The sequence below is a fragment of the Pseudonocardia charpentierae genome (assembly GCF_031845345.1).
In the GTDB taxonomy this organism is placed as follows: Bacteria; Actinomycetota; Actinomycetes; order Mycobacteriales; family Pseudonocardiaceae; genus Pseudonocardia; species Pseudonocardia charpentierae.
Map to the genome: position 1 here is coordinate 1 of NZ_JAVREJ010000056.1, position 13824 is coordinate 13824.

Consider the following 13824-nt stretch of genomic DNA (forward strand, 5'->3'; position numbering starts at 1 on the left):
GTCGAGGATCGGAGAAGGGCCGCCACCGTTGTGCTGCTTGTTTCTCTGGTGGTGGATTGCAATCCCCGGGGGTGAGTACCCGCTGGCGCCGGTCGGTTGGGTCCGCATGCCCTTCCGATGGCTGATGGACGTGCGGGTTTCCGCGCGGCGAGGGTGTCGTTGGGCCTTCAGCGGCTGCGCCTTCAGAGCTGCAGGCGTTGGCCGGGGTGTAACGACGCTGTCTGTGGCCGAGTAACGGTGGTGCGTCGTTCTGTGACCACGCCTCGAACATTTACAGGCGTTTCTAAGCGAAGAAGTTGCATTTACCGCTGGATTCCTCCAGAATCGGTGATGACTTCCACTGAACTTTCTCACATGGATGGACGCGTGTAATGGCACAGCAGACGACCGTCAGGTTCATCGACGACCTCGACGGGACCGACGCCGCGGGTACGTTCGACTTCGCGATCGACGGGCGCGCCTACCAGATCGACCTGTCGGATGAGAACGTCGCCAAGCTGCGTGACGCTCTCGCCCCGTACGTCGGCGCAGCCCGGAAGGCCGGTGGCGGTGGCCGTGGGCGCGCGGTCCGGCAGGTCGCGGTGGCGGAGAAGCCGGCCCGGTCGAACCGGGACCAGACCGCGGCGATCCGGGACTGGGCCCGCGCGAACGGCCACCAGGTCAGCGACCGCGGCCGCATCTCCATCTCAGTCATGCAGGCCTTCGAAGCCGCTCACTAGCCCTCCGCTTACGTTGTAGGGAGAGCGGCGGCAGGTGTCTCCCGCGCACCTGCCGCCGCAATCACGGGCACGCTGCACTGGCGCTCACGGCAGCGCGGGGGAGAATGGGCACGTCATTGCTCGGCTACGACGGCACTCTTTGTGGGAAAATCGTCGCTGGTTCATCAGGCGTCGGCACAGGTGGCGAAACACATTCGGTGCCGCCGGCAAGGCGTCGCCGACCCCGCTGTGGTTGCTGGACTCGCCGTGTCAGTCGGGTGGATGGGGCGTGGTCGCCGCAGGAGTGTCGGTGCGGGCTGGTCGGATCGGCGGTCAGGACCAGGTGAACGTGTCGCAGCCGGATACGCGGCTGCGCCCGTCGCGCCGGAGTGTGTCCGTATGGATGTCGCGTTGTGCGGCCCAGCCGCGTCCGCGCGCGGTGTGGATGAGGACGAACTGTCCACGCCCGCAGATCACGTCGTCCACGGGCTCGCCGGGGCGCTCGCTGCGCCACACCGGGCACCGCCCCGCGGACCACATGCTCGTCGGGGGTGAGACAGCGTGTCTCGACCAGGCGCTCGTTGCCCCCGAGGTAGTGACAAGCCCAGCCGTCGGGCACCTTGCTGTACACCGGCGCGTCGGCCCGGATGAACTCCCCAGGGTTTGGATCGGGCGGCGGCGGAAGCACAGCGGCGGCCCCGGCCCACCCGATCAGGCCCAGCACGATCCCGACGGCCAGGGCCGCGGGCAGCGCCCAGCCCCCGCCACCACAGCACCTCCCCCATCCGCAGGCCCCCGCTCCCGGCGATCTGGTCGTAGAAGTGGCGCCGGTCGGGTGGGGCTGTCCGGTCGGGGTCGTCGAAGATCGTGCGCGGAATGAAGTTGAGGGCATCGGGTGGGCGGAGCCCGGTCGAGGTGAAGGCCTGGTAGAGCGGGTCGTCGCGGCGGTCGATGTTGAAGTCGCCCAGAGTCATCAGGTTGGTGCCCCAGGGGCCGGGGCCGGCGGACCAGCGGGCCAGCCACTGCGCCAGCGCGGTGAGTTCGGGGGCCCGGTCGGCGGCGGTGTTGCCGTAGCGGATGTGCACGGTGGCGAGGGTGAACCGGGTGGTGCCGCGGGCAAAGCTGACCGCGTAGGGGGTGCGGGCGAACTGGTCGAAACCCTCGGCCGGCACCCCGGCAGCGAGGGGTGCGTGGGGTGCTGTGACGAGTTCGCAGGCCAGCCCGGACGGGCGTAGGCGGCGAGTGTCGTAGACGAAGGCGAGACGTTCGTTATTGCCCGGATCGCCTTCGGTGACGTCGCTGGTGAGGAACGCCCAATCCGGCCCGAGGACCTCGAGCATGGCCAGGAACGCGGTGGCGGAGCGGCGGAGTTCCTGGATGGCGATGACGTCGAAGCGGGACACGATCTCGGCGATGTGGGCGATGTTGCTGCGATCTCGGATCGGGGAGTCACCCGGGCCAGAGCGCCATTTTGGGGTGTAGCGGTCGAACCCGCGGATGTTCCAGGTCGCCACCAGCAGGTTGGTCGCCGTCTTGGCCGGGACGACCCGGTCCAGCGCCGCCGACAGTCCGGCAAGTTCTGGAGTGGTCGGTGCCGCGGCACCCGGAGGCGTTAGCGCCGCCGGTGCCGCCGGTGCCTCGGGGCGCCGTTCGACCCGTGCCGCATCGTGGGGTGGGCGGATTTCCCGGCCTCGGTCCGCTCGACCGATCCGCGGAACGTGCCCACGGTGATGGCCCGGGAAGCCGACGACGCCTACGCCACCGGCTGCCGGTTCAACAACTCCTCCGAGGCGACGCTCGTGATCTGCGGGCCGCCCGGGTGCCCCGACGACGCCCCGCGCTACGACATCGGCGACCTGTTCATCGGCAACGTCCTGTGGGGAGAAGACATCAACCTCGACCCCGACCACGCACCCCGCCCCAATCGAGTCGCCACGATCCGCGGTCACCATGCGCTGGTGATCCCCGGGACGAACGAGGCCGCCGACAACGCCCCCTCCTGCGGGATCAGCTTCCAGCTCACTCGTGGAGCCGGCGCGGTCACGATCACCGACGGACGGTTCGGCACCGACCCCTGCGCCGTGGCCCGAACCGTGGCCGCCGCCGTCCTCCGCAGAGCCGGCTGAGGATCGCACTGTCCGTCGACAACCTTCCCTACGCCGTCGCCGGTCCTGGGCCACACGTGGCCCGGGCCGCCGGACGGATCGACGGCAGGCACCCCCTCCGGACTTGCCCGGCCCCGCCGTGCGGACCTTGATGCCTGTGCGGCCGGTGACGGACGGTGCAGGTGTCAACAGCGAATCGTGTCGATCACCGCAGCGGCCTGTTGCCTCCTGGCAGCCGTCGGCATGAGAACAGTCGCGAGTAGCGGGCCGGGTTCAGCCGATGGGCGAGGCAGATAGAGCACCCAGAGCCGCTGACGCCGGGCCGTTCACGCCCCGGTCCGGGTGCCTACTGCTTCCCGCGGACGAGCTGGCCGTGCGGCGTTGAGGCATCGGAGGATCGGGCGTCGACCGGGGCGGATCCTGAGTCCGCTGGCGTAGAGAGTCCTAGCCAACGAAGGTTCTCGCTGCTGCGATGAAGCGCAGTCTCTTCTCGGCGAACTCCGCTTCACGGGCTTCGAGCTCAGTCTTGCTCGACGCTGTCCGGAGGGTGTCGATGTGGGCGAAGAAGTCTTCGGCGAGCGTGCGGAGCGGGGTGTCGTCGATGAGGAGCAGCATGGTCATCAGGGCGCCCTCGGCGGTGGACCCTTTCATGTCGGCGTCGGTCATCGCCTTGCGCCACTCGTCGTCCTGGTTCTTGCGGCGGAACCACGCGGTGACCACCGCCCGCTTGAGTTCGGTGACCGCGGCGGCGAACTCTCCGCACGCCGCCAGGCGGTCCTGCCGGAAGCGCTCCTCGCGGGCGATGGCCTCAGACCGAGCTGCTGTGCGTCGTTGGAACAGATAGGTGCTCAGCGACCCGAGGAGGGTGCCGGCCACGGCGATCAGGCTCGCGTACACGGGTGCCACGCCCGGCATCGTCGCGCGGCGCGCCGCGCACCGGCCACGCTCACCCGGCCTCGCTGCGGTTAGACCGGAGCCGGGACGGGGTCGTGCCGCGGCGCCGTATGGGCGAACACGGCCACGTACAGCTGCGATCTCGCGGTGGGTGACCTGTTCGTAAGGACGACGTCGTAGAGCATCGGGGCCACGACAGGAACGCTGATGATGATCCCGGTGCTGTCGCACTCCGCCGGCACCTCGTACTCCCGGGCGCGTGGCGTAGACGTCTGCGCGATCGGTGCGACGCTGTCGGCGAGAAGTATCGTGCCGGGCGCCGGCGTGCCGAACACGACCCGAACCGCGATTCCGCCGATCGGCTGTATCCGGTCGGAGATGTGGAAGTGCAGCTGGGCGTAGGCCGAGAGGTCGATCATCGGAAGCAGCCGCCTTTCTTCCCCCGCGGCCACCGGCCGCCCATCCAGGAGGAGCTGCTGCAGCGCCACGTCGCACTCCCATCGCCGGGGTTGTTGTCCGCGCTGACCTGCCCGCACGGATGCGACTTCGATCGACGGCGCGGCAGCACCGCTACCAGCAGCCGCAGTGTCGAGTGGAGCCGCATCGCCCGGCCCTCCCGTCGGCCGCCGCGCGTGGGCGACCGGCTCCGACGGTGAACCTCGACGTTGGTGGCAGGAACGGTTCGACGGACGATGAGGTAGAACTACTGACCGTTGGCGTGTTTCCCTGGCGCGTTCCGCCACGTGCTCGCCGGCTGTGCACCGGCGGCTGGTCCGGTAACACATCGCTGGCGTCCGCGATGTGATGATCATGATTCGCGCCATCGTCGCTGCGTCGCTCGGCCTTGCCGCCGCGCTCGGCCTGACACTCGCAATCGTCCCGGCCGCGTCGGGTGCCCCGTCGAACACCTACACCGTGACCCGCACTGTCGGCCCGTACCGTGGTGACGCGAAGCTCGGCGAAGCGGGCAGCGTCCCGGACGGCGAGGCCGTCACCATCGGGTGCCGCACCGACCGCTACCCGTTCGGCGACAACATCCTCGAGGGCACGGCGACGATCAACCGCAAGACGACCTACGGCACCACGTCGCGGGAGGTGCTGACCCTCAACGTCATCGGCACCGGCTACGACTCGGACACCGGGCGCCTCTACTGGGGCGCCTATGTCAACGCGACCGGCCGCAAGGGGTGGAACAGCGTCACGCTCACCATCACCTGCTACCGCGGCTGACCCGCCCCTGCCGCACGCCCCGCTGCAGCCCGGGTTGGTAGGCGGGGCGCGCTGCTGTCTCGGCGACGCCGCCGACCCGCGTCTACGAGTCGCCGGCGTGTTTTCGGGTGATGTCCTCGAGGTGGGCGCCGAGCTGCAGCCATTCGACGAGCTTCGCGATCAGGACCACGACGAGTTCGGTGACCTCGTCGTCGCGTTGCATCTCGTCGCACACCGCGGCCAGGTGCTGCGGGCAGGCCCAGCAGACGGCGCCGTCGCCGCGGCGGGTGACCTGCCAGGGCCCCGATACCGCACTCGGCGCAGTGGTAGGCCATGGGCACGCCACCACTCCCTTCTCGTCGATGACGCCCGGGCCGCGGTGCCAATCTGAATCTGTGCCTTTCCTGCTGGGTCCGACCGTAGCTCCGGGACGGCGAAGTCACAGAGCGGATCGCGGTGCACGTCGAGGTACGCCCCCCCTTCGCGTGAATGATCGCCACAACCAATCGCGGATCAGACCCCAAACGTTCCGACGCGTCGCATTGGTCGAGCCGGTCTTTCAACGCCTTCTCCGCGGTTACCTGAGAGCCCCGTTGGGCGAGAAAGAGCGGATCGAACCGTCCCGCGGGTAGGTGCGTGTGTCGGTCATGACCGCCACCGTCCGGATCACCGACGAGGGCGCCAGCGTCGACGGGCGTCTGGTGGAGGTGCCTGCGGGGATCGACCCGGTCCGGTGCTGCCTCGACTCGGTGTGCCGCGACGAGAGCCCGGTGCGGGCGCTGATCGTCGACGAGCGCGACGGGTGGGAGTACCGCGTGCTGGTCCACCCGGACGGCCGTGTCGAGGAGGATCCCGACCCGCCGCCCGCAGCCCGCGACGCGACAGTCCGGGTCGCGGCGCGCCGGTGGCGGGTGGGTCCGGTGGCCGCGGTCGTGGCAGTTCTCGCCGCGGCAGGCTGGCTGGCGGTGGACGCCGCGCGCACCGGGCCCCCGTCCTCCTCGCCCGGCTCGACCGAGCTGCAGGGAACGGTGGCGTTGACCGTCCCGCCCGCCGGCACCACCACGCCCGCCCTCCTCCCGACGGCCTCACCGGCCCCGGTTCCGGCGCCCGCGACGACGACAACGACAACGAGCAGGGCCGCTCCTACGACCGGCTCAGCGCCGCGTAGGACCACAAGGCCATCCCCTCGGCCGACGGCCCGAACGCCGGCCACCACGCGTCCTCCGGCCACCGCGACGCGGCCTGCGCCGCCGCCGCCGGTGGTCGGCGGTGCGGTGGTGGCGCGGACGGTGGTCGACGAGCTGCGTGCTGGTGGTGCCCAGGTCAACCGGGTCACCTGTCCGGCGTTGCCGGCGCAGCTCGGCGCCACCCGCCGCTGCACCCTGGTCTCCGACTTCGGGGTCTTCGGCGTCACCGTCTCGGTCAGCCGGGTGCGGGACACCGACGTCGAGTTCGACATCACCGTCGACCAACGCCCCCGCTGACATTCAATCCTCGCGGTCGATCAGCGGCGGGTCTTGTACGTGGTCCGTGCCGGTTGTGCCTGGGCACTCGACCTAACTTCAGGTCAGCAGCCTGCCAACCCCAACGATTACACCGTTGCGATACAACTCAGGTCGACAGTCACGCCCCGACTCCGCAGAAACTGGATCACGGCGCTGCGGGCAACGCCGTACCGCTCGGCCAGCTCCTGGCCATTCGCTGCTGCCCACCCCTGAACCAGCCTCGTCGGCCGTGCCAGGGCTTACTAGTTGTGGCCGGGAAGTCCTCGGCGGGCGGTCGCATACAGGGGAACCGCCCTCGCGGGCCGCACCACGGCACCGCACCGTTCGAAAGGGTTGTCCTCATGACACGGATTGAACCTCGCATTGGCCGACTCGCCTTTGCAGCCAGCGTGATTGTTGCACTCGTTCTCGGCGTCACCGGCTTCCTCGTCCACGCTGTGAACAACGGGTGGACGGCGAGCGCCATCGCACCGATCACGGCCGCCTCGAGCAGTGTGGCCGAGCCATCCATGCTCACGGCTGCCGTCTGTCTGCTCGGCAAGCACGGGAGCAAGGGCAGTGGTTGCCGCGGGGGCAGCGTAGTCGACGGAGGTCGGGCAAAGCGCGCCCTCGGGGACACGCTGAACTTTTATAAGGATGCCGGCGAATGCGCGATCAGCGGTGTCGTCGGAGGTCTCCGCAGTAACGCAGTGGACCCCTTCACGCCCAAGACGGTGTTTGACTCCGAGGTTGGTGGCATGATTTGCGGTGCCGCCAAGCGTTAACCGCCGCTGGGCGACAGGCTCCACAGTCGCCGACGCGAGGCCTCACCAGGTCTTGTGAGAAACCACGAGAATGCCGCAGCCGTAGCACCGATACTACTCCTTAGGTGCAGCAGCGGTTGGCTTCCGCACGAGCCCGGATTGGCACGGTGACCGGTGCACGGTGTAACACCCGGAGCGTCCCCAACGAGCCATCTCGTGAACAGGTGAGAGACGGAGCGACCATGGACGAGGTCCCAGCGGTGGCACTAGTACCGGGCTTCGCCATCGTGAGATCGGGGACGAACCGCACGTGGCTGCTGCGACTGGACGACGAGCTCACCTTTGGTCGCGGCCACGACTGCGACGTCCATATCGGCGTCGACCCACCCGACGATCTTGTTTCGCGAGAGGCGGGTTCGCTGACCGGGTTGCACGACGGCGTGCTGATCCGTAACACCTCACGAACTCAGTCCATCCGATTCCGACCGCTCCCTGGGCCGGAGGTGGAGATCCGGCCCGGCATGGCAATCGGAACGATGCCGTTCAGCTATGTACGGCTGGAGGTCCTCGGTAGGCATGGCGTGTGCTATGCGCTACACGTCGACGCCCGGGGTATGACGGCCGAGCGGCGGCTCGACGTCTCACGTGCGGCATCGCGCGTGAGTCGTCGATCACTACCTACCCGGTTCGGACCCGACTACAAGCTGACCGGACGCGAGCTGCGCCTGCTCGCGGCGCTGTGCGAGCCGCTGCTGACCCAGGCGGGCGGCCGTGCCGCGTCCTATCGACATGTCGCCGAAAGGCTGGGAAACGCTGCGACCGTCAACAGCGTCCGGACCGGGCTTGATCGTTTACGCAACCGTCTGGCGAACGAGGGCATCCCCGGTCTGCGCAGCGATGCCGACGGCGATGTCGGTCACGATGCGCAGCACTTCGCGCAAGCGCTCGCCCGCTGGGCGATCGACGCCAAACAGATCGACGACAGCAGCGCGATGCAGCTGCTCCCTGCGCGCCACGAGGTCCTCAAGCACCTTCCGGCCGACAAAGATCCGGGGAATCGTTCATGGTCCCCAGTGCAGCGCTAAATGCGTTGGTCCCGACAACCAACCCGACAAGTGCCACCTACTGCGGCGAGTTGGTGGCAAGGCCTGGCACTGGCAGGTTGACCTTTCGCCTTGCAGGGACGCGAGAGAGCCGGTGGAGGCTCGGGTGCCCCGAGCTGACCGGACCGGCGAGTTCGGCCGCTTCGGTAATTTGATCGTGGACTGCAGCTGGATGCGGCCTGGGCCACCCGCGCGGCATCTCCATCCAATCTGCCGGCACGAAGGATGAGTAGCTCCGTCAGGATAGAGGTCGACGCGCTAGCACGACGGCTGCTGTCCTCAGCGACCTCGGGTCGGCAGGATTCAAATTGATGCAAGCCTTGCAGGGTCGGCAGGGCCGCCCATGGTGTAGTGAGGAGAGAGCGTGGCACTGCCTAAGGGTGTATTAGGCCAGTATCAGCTGGTCAGATTGATCGGCGAGGGCGGAATGGGTCAGGTCTGGGAGGCCATCGACACTGCTCACGGCAATCGCCAGGTTGCGCTGAAGGTCCTCGCCGCGGATATACAAAACGATCCATCATTCAAGAAACGCTTCATGCGCGAAGCTCAAGCAATTGCCAGCCTGAGGTCACCATACATTGTCTCAATATATCAGTACGGCGAAGTTAAAGAACAGATGGGTGATGGAACTCTGTATTTGTCGATGGAGTTGGTCGATGGCCACAGCCTGAAGGACATGCTTGAAGGCCAAGGCCAGCTTGCGCATGCTCAAGCTGGCGAGATTGTAGTCCAGGCGGCGCGAGGTCTTCAAGCTGCTCATAGCAAAAATATTGTTCATCGAGATATTAAGCCGTCAAATATCTTGGTCGAATCAAGTTCGAATAGGCCTAGTGTCTATCTCATTGACTTCGGAATTGCTCACACACTTGGCGATGCTCGTCTCACTCATCGAGGCGTAGTGGCTGGGACGCCCCAATATATGGCACCAGAGCAATTTGAGGGGGAGTTCGATACACAATCTGACGTGTACTCGCTGGGCTGTGTTCTATTTGAATGCATAACCGGTGCACTTCCGTTCTCCCCACTCAGCGGTGATGCGTCAGATTTGCAGCGTTTCTATCGAGAAGCACACAAGAACAGTCCCCCACGACCATCCGATATAAATGGCGAAGTGCCTCGCTCATGGGATCCGGTGGTGGGGAAGGCGCTCGCGACGTCACCGACTGCCCGCTATCAAAATGCCGGTGAATTTGCTTCAGCAATTGAGCAGGTCATGTCGGCGGGTAGTGGTGGTTTACCTATTGCTACGGGATTAGAACCACGAATCACCAGTCGGCGGTCGCGTAGACAACCCGCCCCGCAGAGCTCTCCTGAGAAATCAGCGCCGAGGCGCGACATCCGGCCGCCTGCTAAACCTCGAGCACCAATCGCGGCGCAACAATTGCCGGGTAGCGATCACGCGACTCGGCTCAGGATTACAATGCTTGGCGCGAGCAACTCCGGTAAGTCTCTGTTTACTATGGGCATGTACTATCAGCTGGCGGTCGGCCTAGGCGGTGGAGCAAGTTCGTTATCAATCAGCTCCGGTTCCCATAGAGACCAAGTCGACCTTTCTGAGCAATTTGAAAGACTAATGGAGGTTGGCGAGCTGCCGCCAGCTACACCACCTGGAAGTAGTAGGGACTTCCAATTTACCCTCATTCAAGCAGATGAGGAACTATTCGAGGTAGACTGGCTGGATTATCGTGGAGGAGCTCTGGATGATGACGAGGACAGCGCGGACTATATCGAGCTAACCGAAAAGCTGCGCGACTCCGATAGCATTTATGTGGTGCTTGATGGAGAGGTTGTCGCCAACTGGATGAGCGAGAGCACGTTGGGGGGAAACTGGGGAGCTCGGCCCCCCAGTTTGAATACGCAACGGCAGCTCAAGGTTCTGCAATTGACGGCAATTCTCCGGAAAGCCGTTGACTCAAGAAGCAAAAATGGCTTGGCTACTTCTGTGGCAGTGATCTTAACCAAGATGGACTTGGTTGTGCAGCTTTCGGGACTTCCGTGGGATACGGCTTTAGAAGTCTTTGCTGGACAGCTGAATGATTTAGTACCGGGTTTGAAGATGAAGAATGTTGTTGTCGCGGTAGTGCCGGTGCAGATTGGCACCTTCGGAACAGGCCTGGAGCAGGCAAAATTGAGCCTGGATTCGACGTCTAGCATTCAAGTTGCGGCCTCCAGCATCGATCCGGTCAACGTCCAGGTGCCATTTATGTTCTCGGTTGCCGATCAGCTCGAGCACTCGATTCCAACGCTGAAGTATGCCCGTAAGCAACTAGAAGTCGACTTTCGGAACCGCGAACAGCAATGCAAACGCGCTAATACGCTGGCGGACAACCGCTACCGGGAGGAACTGACTCGGTATCAGCACCAACTGGCACATCACCAGGTCTTGCAAGATCAGTACCGACAGAGTATCTACCTCTACAATCAGGAGGCGGCAGAACGAAATCACGCTCTGAAGTTTTATAACGCCAATGTCGTGCGCCGATTCCGTTTCGAGCCTGAAATTGCGAGGCTAGAGGCAGAGGCACGGCATGCTGAACGCCATCCTCCGCAAGCGCCGCAAGCGCCAACGCCCCCAGCAGAGCCGAGGAGGCAAGTGGCGGTCTTCCCACGTAAGGAAGCCGACCAGTTGGATCGGGAACTGGAGAGACAGACCAAACTGTGGGTGACTGCGAGGCAACACTTGAGCAACATTCTACTGTTTCGTGCTGGTGTCGCATTGACGTGGGAAGAAGCTTATCGCGGTGAATCGGGGCCACGTGAGTGAGTCCAGTTGGGCAGTAGTCGTCTTCGGCCGCACGCCTCGTGCAGACACCTGGTGGCGTGCTGTTCCCCGTGGCCATAAGTCGAGCGGATGGTTGACGGAAATTGTGGAAGGCGTCGTGGCCAACCTAGCCGCGACCGACCGTCCCCAGTACATCCTTGCGCGCATTCAAGGTTTCTGGCTAGTTGGCATCGCTGGAAGATCGACACTTTTTAACAAGACGCTCGTAGTCTCGTCGAGTAGGCCAAGTCCAGCATTCGTCGGGTGGGTCGCAGAGAGCAAAAATTTGGAACGTCAAAGTGTGCCCACTCTGCAAGACGTTGAGCGTTACGGCATAGGATGGGCGGAGGCTGAATATGCGAAGTGGGTTGGCATGGATTGGCTGAAGCCTTCGAGTAGTGTTCGTACGCCTCACGAGTCAGAACTAGAGGTCGCACCTTGGCTGTCTCCACCTGAAACAGTTGCACTCCCCGCATCGGAGGGCTTACCGATGCACCGGGTTGGCCAGTCACCCGAGACTGTCGCGGCCAAATTCCCGCCTCGATCGCTGAATTCGTTAGACCTGATTCCGGACGCCAACTCTGTTGTCGTCTTTCCGCACTCCATGCGCTTCGAAGTCTGGAGCCGCGGGGTGAGATCGTTGAGTCCGTTCTCATTAGGTATTGCCCTAGATGAACCTCGAATCCGACGCATGGATCCTCTTACTCATCTTTGTGTAGGTAATACCGAAGAAGAGAAGGTAGTTCCTGCATTGGGTGACCGTCGATTCGTAGATCAATTGGTTAGGCAGATGGACATAGACAACGAAGTTCGCGCCGCGGCTGAAGCCTCGCAGCGAACTCTTGAATATAACCCGGCACAAGCCAAAGATGCGGCGCTTCTAGCCAGTGATCAAACAAAGCTACAGCGTAAAATGAGCAAGGAAAACGCGGTTGAAGCTGTGCCACGGCAGGTGACTCGGGAGCACCGCGAGCCGGGCGAGGCTCATCCGGTCGGGATGCTCGGACGTCTATTCCGCAGCTTCTTCAAGCTCCCGTAGCTGAAGGAGAAAATGGAGAACGATGTGCACTACGCGACCTCCACGACTCGTGAAGATGAGGCGGCCCGGCGTCTTCTGATTGAGTCTATGGGTCGTGTCATGCTCGATCCTAGCGCAAACGCTCGGCGCGCCCCCTACGTCCAAGCATCATCCGCCCGACGAGAAAGGAGAGACAGACAAAGTGGTACAGGCACTAAAGACTATGGCCGCCTTCCTGGTGGGCGCCTTCATCGGGGGACAGATCACCCACAACAACCTCCTAGCAATGATCGCTGGCATGATCGGTGGTATTATGTTCGGCCGGTACGTGCCTTTACTCACCTTCATCGGCGTGTCATGGGGCAGCTACCAGCTGTTCCACATCCCGGTGGTAAGCATCGTCGCCGCCAGCCTCACCGCAGTACTCGCGAGAATAGTGTTCGGAGGGGCGTGCAGCGACAGCAGCTGGGGCAGCTCTCGCCGATCCGGTGGATGTCCCAACTGCGGCAGCCCAACCATGCATGAGGGATATGTGGCCGATGGTATCGTTCACCCTGGTGTATGCCCGGCGAGACCATCCTAGCTGCTTCGTCCCGGAATAGTAGACCTGCGCCTGGGCGCATGAAGGAAGATGAAGGAGCTGGCGAGTTGCCAGCCCGCGCCGATCCAGGCCGGTCGCCGGTGGCCGGTTGAGCGCACGCACTCGTGGCTCAACGGCTACGGCAAGTTGCGCCGCTGCACCGACAAACGCCGGGTCGTCGTCGAGTTCTGGCTCTGCCTCGCCGCCGCGTTCACCGTGATTCGCCGGCTGATCAAGCAGGCCCGCAGCCGCTACCGCTGGCCGACCCCGGCCCACCACCCGCAGGCTGCGCTGACCCTCATTCGCCGGTCGCCCTTATCCGCGACGCCGACGGCATCACTCCATCGGGTGGCGATCGCGGGGTCGCTCGACACCGCTTGGGGCCGGATGAGAGCCTCGGACGGCTGCGGAAGGGCGGCGACCGACGCGACGCACACTTGGTTGGTCCCCTCCAGTGGCCGGGCAGGGTTGCTGTTGTTCGGCATGTAAGGGAACGTCGTGCCAATACATAGAGGCCCTTCGGGCGACCGTTATGCATCACCGGACATGGCGACCATCGGTCGGAACGGGAACACATACTCGGTGTGCGATCCGGAGGGGCCGTACTCGATCGATCCTCTCACCGGCCACCTCGCCCACGGTCGACACCTATCCGTTTCGGCGTTCTTCGCGTTTGCGTTCGCAACAATTGGGGCAATCTGGGCTGCGGTGGTGACCACGTCGGTGTGGCAGTGGGTGCCCTTGAATTTCGTGCTTGGCGCGGCGGCCGGGTTCTTCGTCGGAGCGATCGCCTCCATTCCCTTCGTGGGTGCGTTCTGGGTGTATCAGAGCGTCGCCAACCGCCGAGGTGGTCGTCGACGTGTGCTTGAAACAGGGGATGTGGGATCACGGGCCTGGCGGTTGGGCGACCTGGCGTGGCAGATCGCTCATGTCGGTTCGTGGCGTGACAAGACCGTCGACCCGCAGCGGAGGGTGGCCTCGATCGTGTGGTCGGCGATGTCGCGTGCCCTCGAGTCCGACCAGGAGTACTCGGACGCTATACGTGCGCTGGACCACGCGAGCTTGAGGGAGCTGGCCGAGGACAAGATCCGCAGAGTCGAGCAGGAGCGCAAGTCCCTCGACCTGGTCGAGGGCAACCTTCAGAAGGTGCTCGACACCGCTCGCTCGATCGATGCGGCTCGTGTGCAAGCCGCGCGTGACCGTGAGAT

The 13824-nt window shown here is 64.6% G+C and carries 14 protein-coding genes and 1 pseudogene; 11 read left to right on the plus strand and 4 right to left on the minus strand.

Annotated elements, in window-relative coordinates; translation table 11 throughout:
* The first annotated feature begins 371 nt into the window (after positions 1–371).
* A complete protein-coding gene (locus tag RM445_RS31205) occupies positions 372–719 on the plus strand; it encodes a histone-like nucleoid-structuring protein Lsr2 (protein WP_311560466.1) in 348 nt (115 codons plus the stop codon).
* 452 nt (positions 720–1171) lie between these two features.
* On the opposite strand, the gene RM445_RS31210 is transcribed toward RM445_RS31205, so the two are convergent.
* On the minus strand, positions 1172–2212 hold the full coding sequence (locus RM445_RS31210; RefSeq protein WP_311560467.1) for an endonuclease/exonuclease/phosphatase family protein: 1041 nt from the start codon (positions 2210–2212) through the stop codon (positions 1172–1174).
* A 213-nt stretch (positions 2213–2425) separates the two neighbouring features.
* Here RM445_RS31210 and RM445_RS31215 point away from each other — a divergent pair, with 213 nt between their 5' ends.
* A complete protein-coding gene (locus RM445_RS31215) occupies positions 2426–2824 on the plus strand; it encodes a hypothetical protein (protein WP_311560468.1) in 399 nt (132 codons plus the stop codon).
* 423 nt (positions 2825–3247) lie between these two features.
* Here the strand turns inward: RM445_RS31215 and RM445_RS31220 are convergent, their stop codons facing one another.
* On the minus strand, positions 3248–3700 hold the full coding sequence (locus RM445_RS31220) for a hypothetical protein (protein WP_311560469.1): 453 nt from the start codon (positions 3698–3700) through the stop codon (positions 3248–3250).
* Positions 3701–3768: 68 nt separating this feature from the next.
* Entirely contained in the window at positions 3769–4185 is a 417-nt protein-coding gene (locus tag RM445_RS31225) for a hypothetical protein (protein ID WP_311560470.1), read from the minus strand.
* A 322-nt stretch (positions 4186–4507) separates the two neighbouring features.
* Here RM445_RS31225 and RM445_RS31230 point away from each other — a divergent pair, with 322 nt between their 5' ends.
* Positions 4508–4927 carry a hypothetical protein gene (locus RM445_RS31230; RefSeq protein WP_311560471.1) on the plus strand — a complete coding sequence of 140 codons (420 nt, stop codon included), beginning with the start codon at positions 4508–4510 and terminating at the stop codon, positions 4925–4927.
* Positions 4928–5009: 82 nt separating this feature from the next.
* Here RM445_RS31230 and RM445_RS31235 read toward each other — a convergent pair whose 3' ends face one another.
* Positions 5010–5252: a hypothetical protein gene (locus RM445_RS31235; protein ID WP_311560472.1), complete on the minus strand. Its 243-nt coding sequence runs from the start codon at positions 5250–5252 to the stop codon at positions 5010–5012.
* Positions 5253–5553: 301 nt separating this feature from the next.
* On the opposite strand from RM445_RS31235, the gene RM445_RS31240 reads away from it, so the two are divergent.
* From RM445_RS31240 to RM445_RS31275, 8 genes and pseudogenes are all read left to right on the plus strand, one after another.
* Complete coding sequence (locus RM445_RS31240) at positions 5554–6390, plus strand: hypothetical protein (RefSeq protein WP_311560473.1); 837 nt, start codon at positions 5554–5556, stop codon at positions 6388–6390.
* Positions 6391–6752: 362 nt separating this feature from the next.
* Positions 6753–7175: a hypothetical protein gene (locus RM445_RS31245; RefSeq protein WP_311560474.1), complete on the plus strand. Its 423-nt coding sequence runs from the start codon at positions 6753–6755 to the stop codon at positions 7173–7175.
* A gap of 221 nt (positions 7176–7396) precedes the next feature.
* On the plus strand, positions 7397–8239 hold the full coding sequence (locus RM445_RS31250; protein ID WP_311560475.1) for a hypothetical protein: 843 nt from the start codon (positions 7397–7399) through the stop codon (positions 8237–8239).
* A 382-nt stretch (positions 8240–8621) separates the two neighbouring features.
* Positions 8622–11021 (plus strand): serine/threonine-protein kinase, encoded by a 2400-nt coding sequence (locus tag RM445_RS31255; RefSeq protein ID WP_311560476.1) that lies wholly within the window; start codon positions 8622–8624, stop codon positions 11019–11021.
* 688 nt (positions 11022–11709) lie between these two features.
* Positions 11710–12057, plus strand: coding sequence for a hypothetical protein (locus RM445_RS31260; RefSeq protein ID WP_311560477.1), 348 nt, complete (start codon positions 11710–11712; stop codon positions 12055–12057).
* Between the two features lie 202 nt (positions 12058–12259).
* Positions 12260–12619, plus strand: a complete 360-nt coding sequence (locus RM445_RS31265; RefSeq protein WP_311560478.1) for a hypothetical protein — start codon at positions 12260–12262, stop codon at positions 12617–12619.
* Between the two features lie 72 nt (positions 12620–12691).
* A pseudogene (locus tag RM445_RS31270) lies at positions 12692–12911 on the plus strand (IS5/IS1182 family transposase); the annotation flags it as partial.
* 251 nt (positions 12912–13162) lie between these two features.
* Positions 13163–13824: hypothetical protein (locus tag RM445_RS31275; RefSeq protein ID WP_311560479.1), on the plus strand; the 662-nt coding region annotated here is incomplete at its 3' end.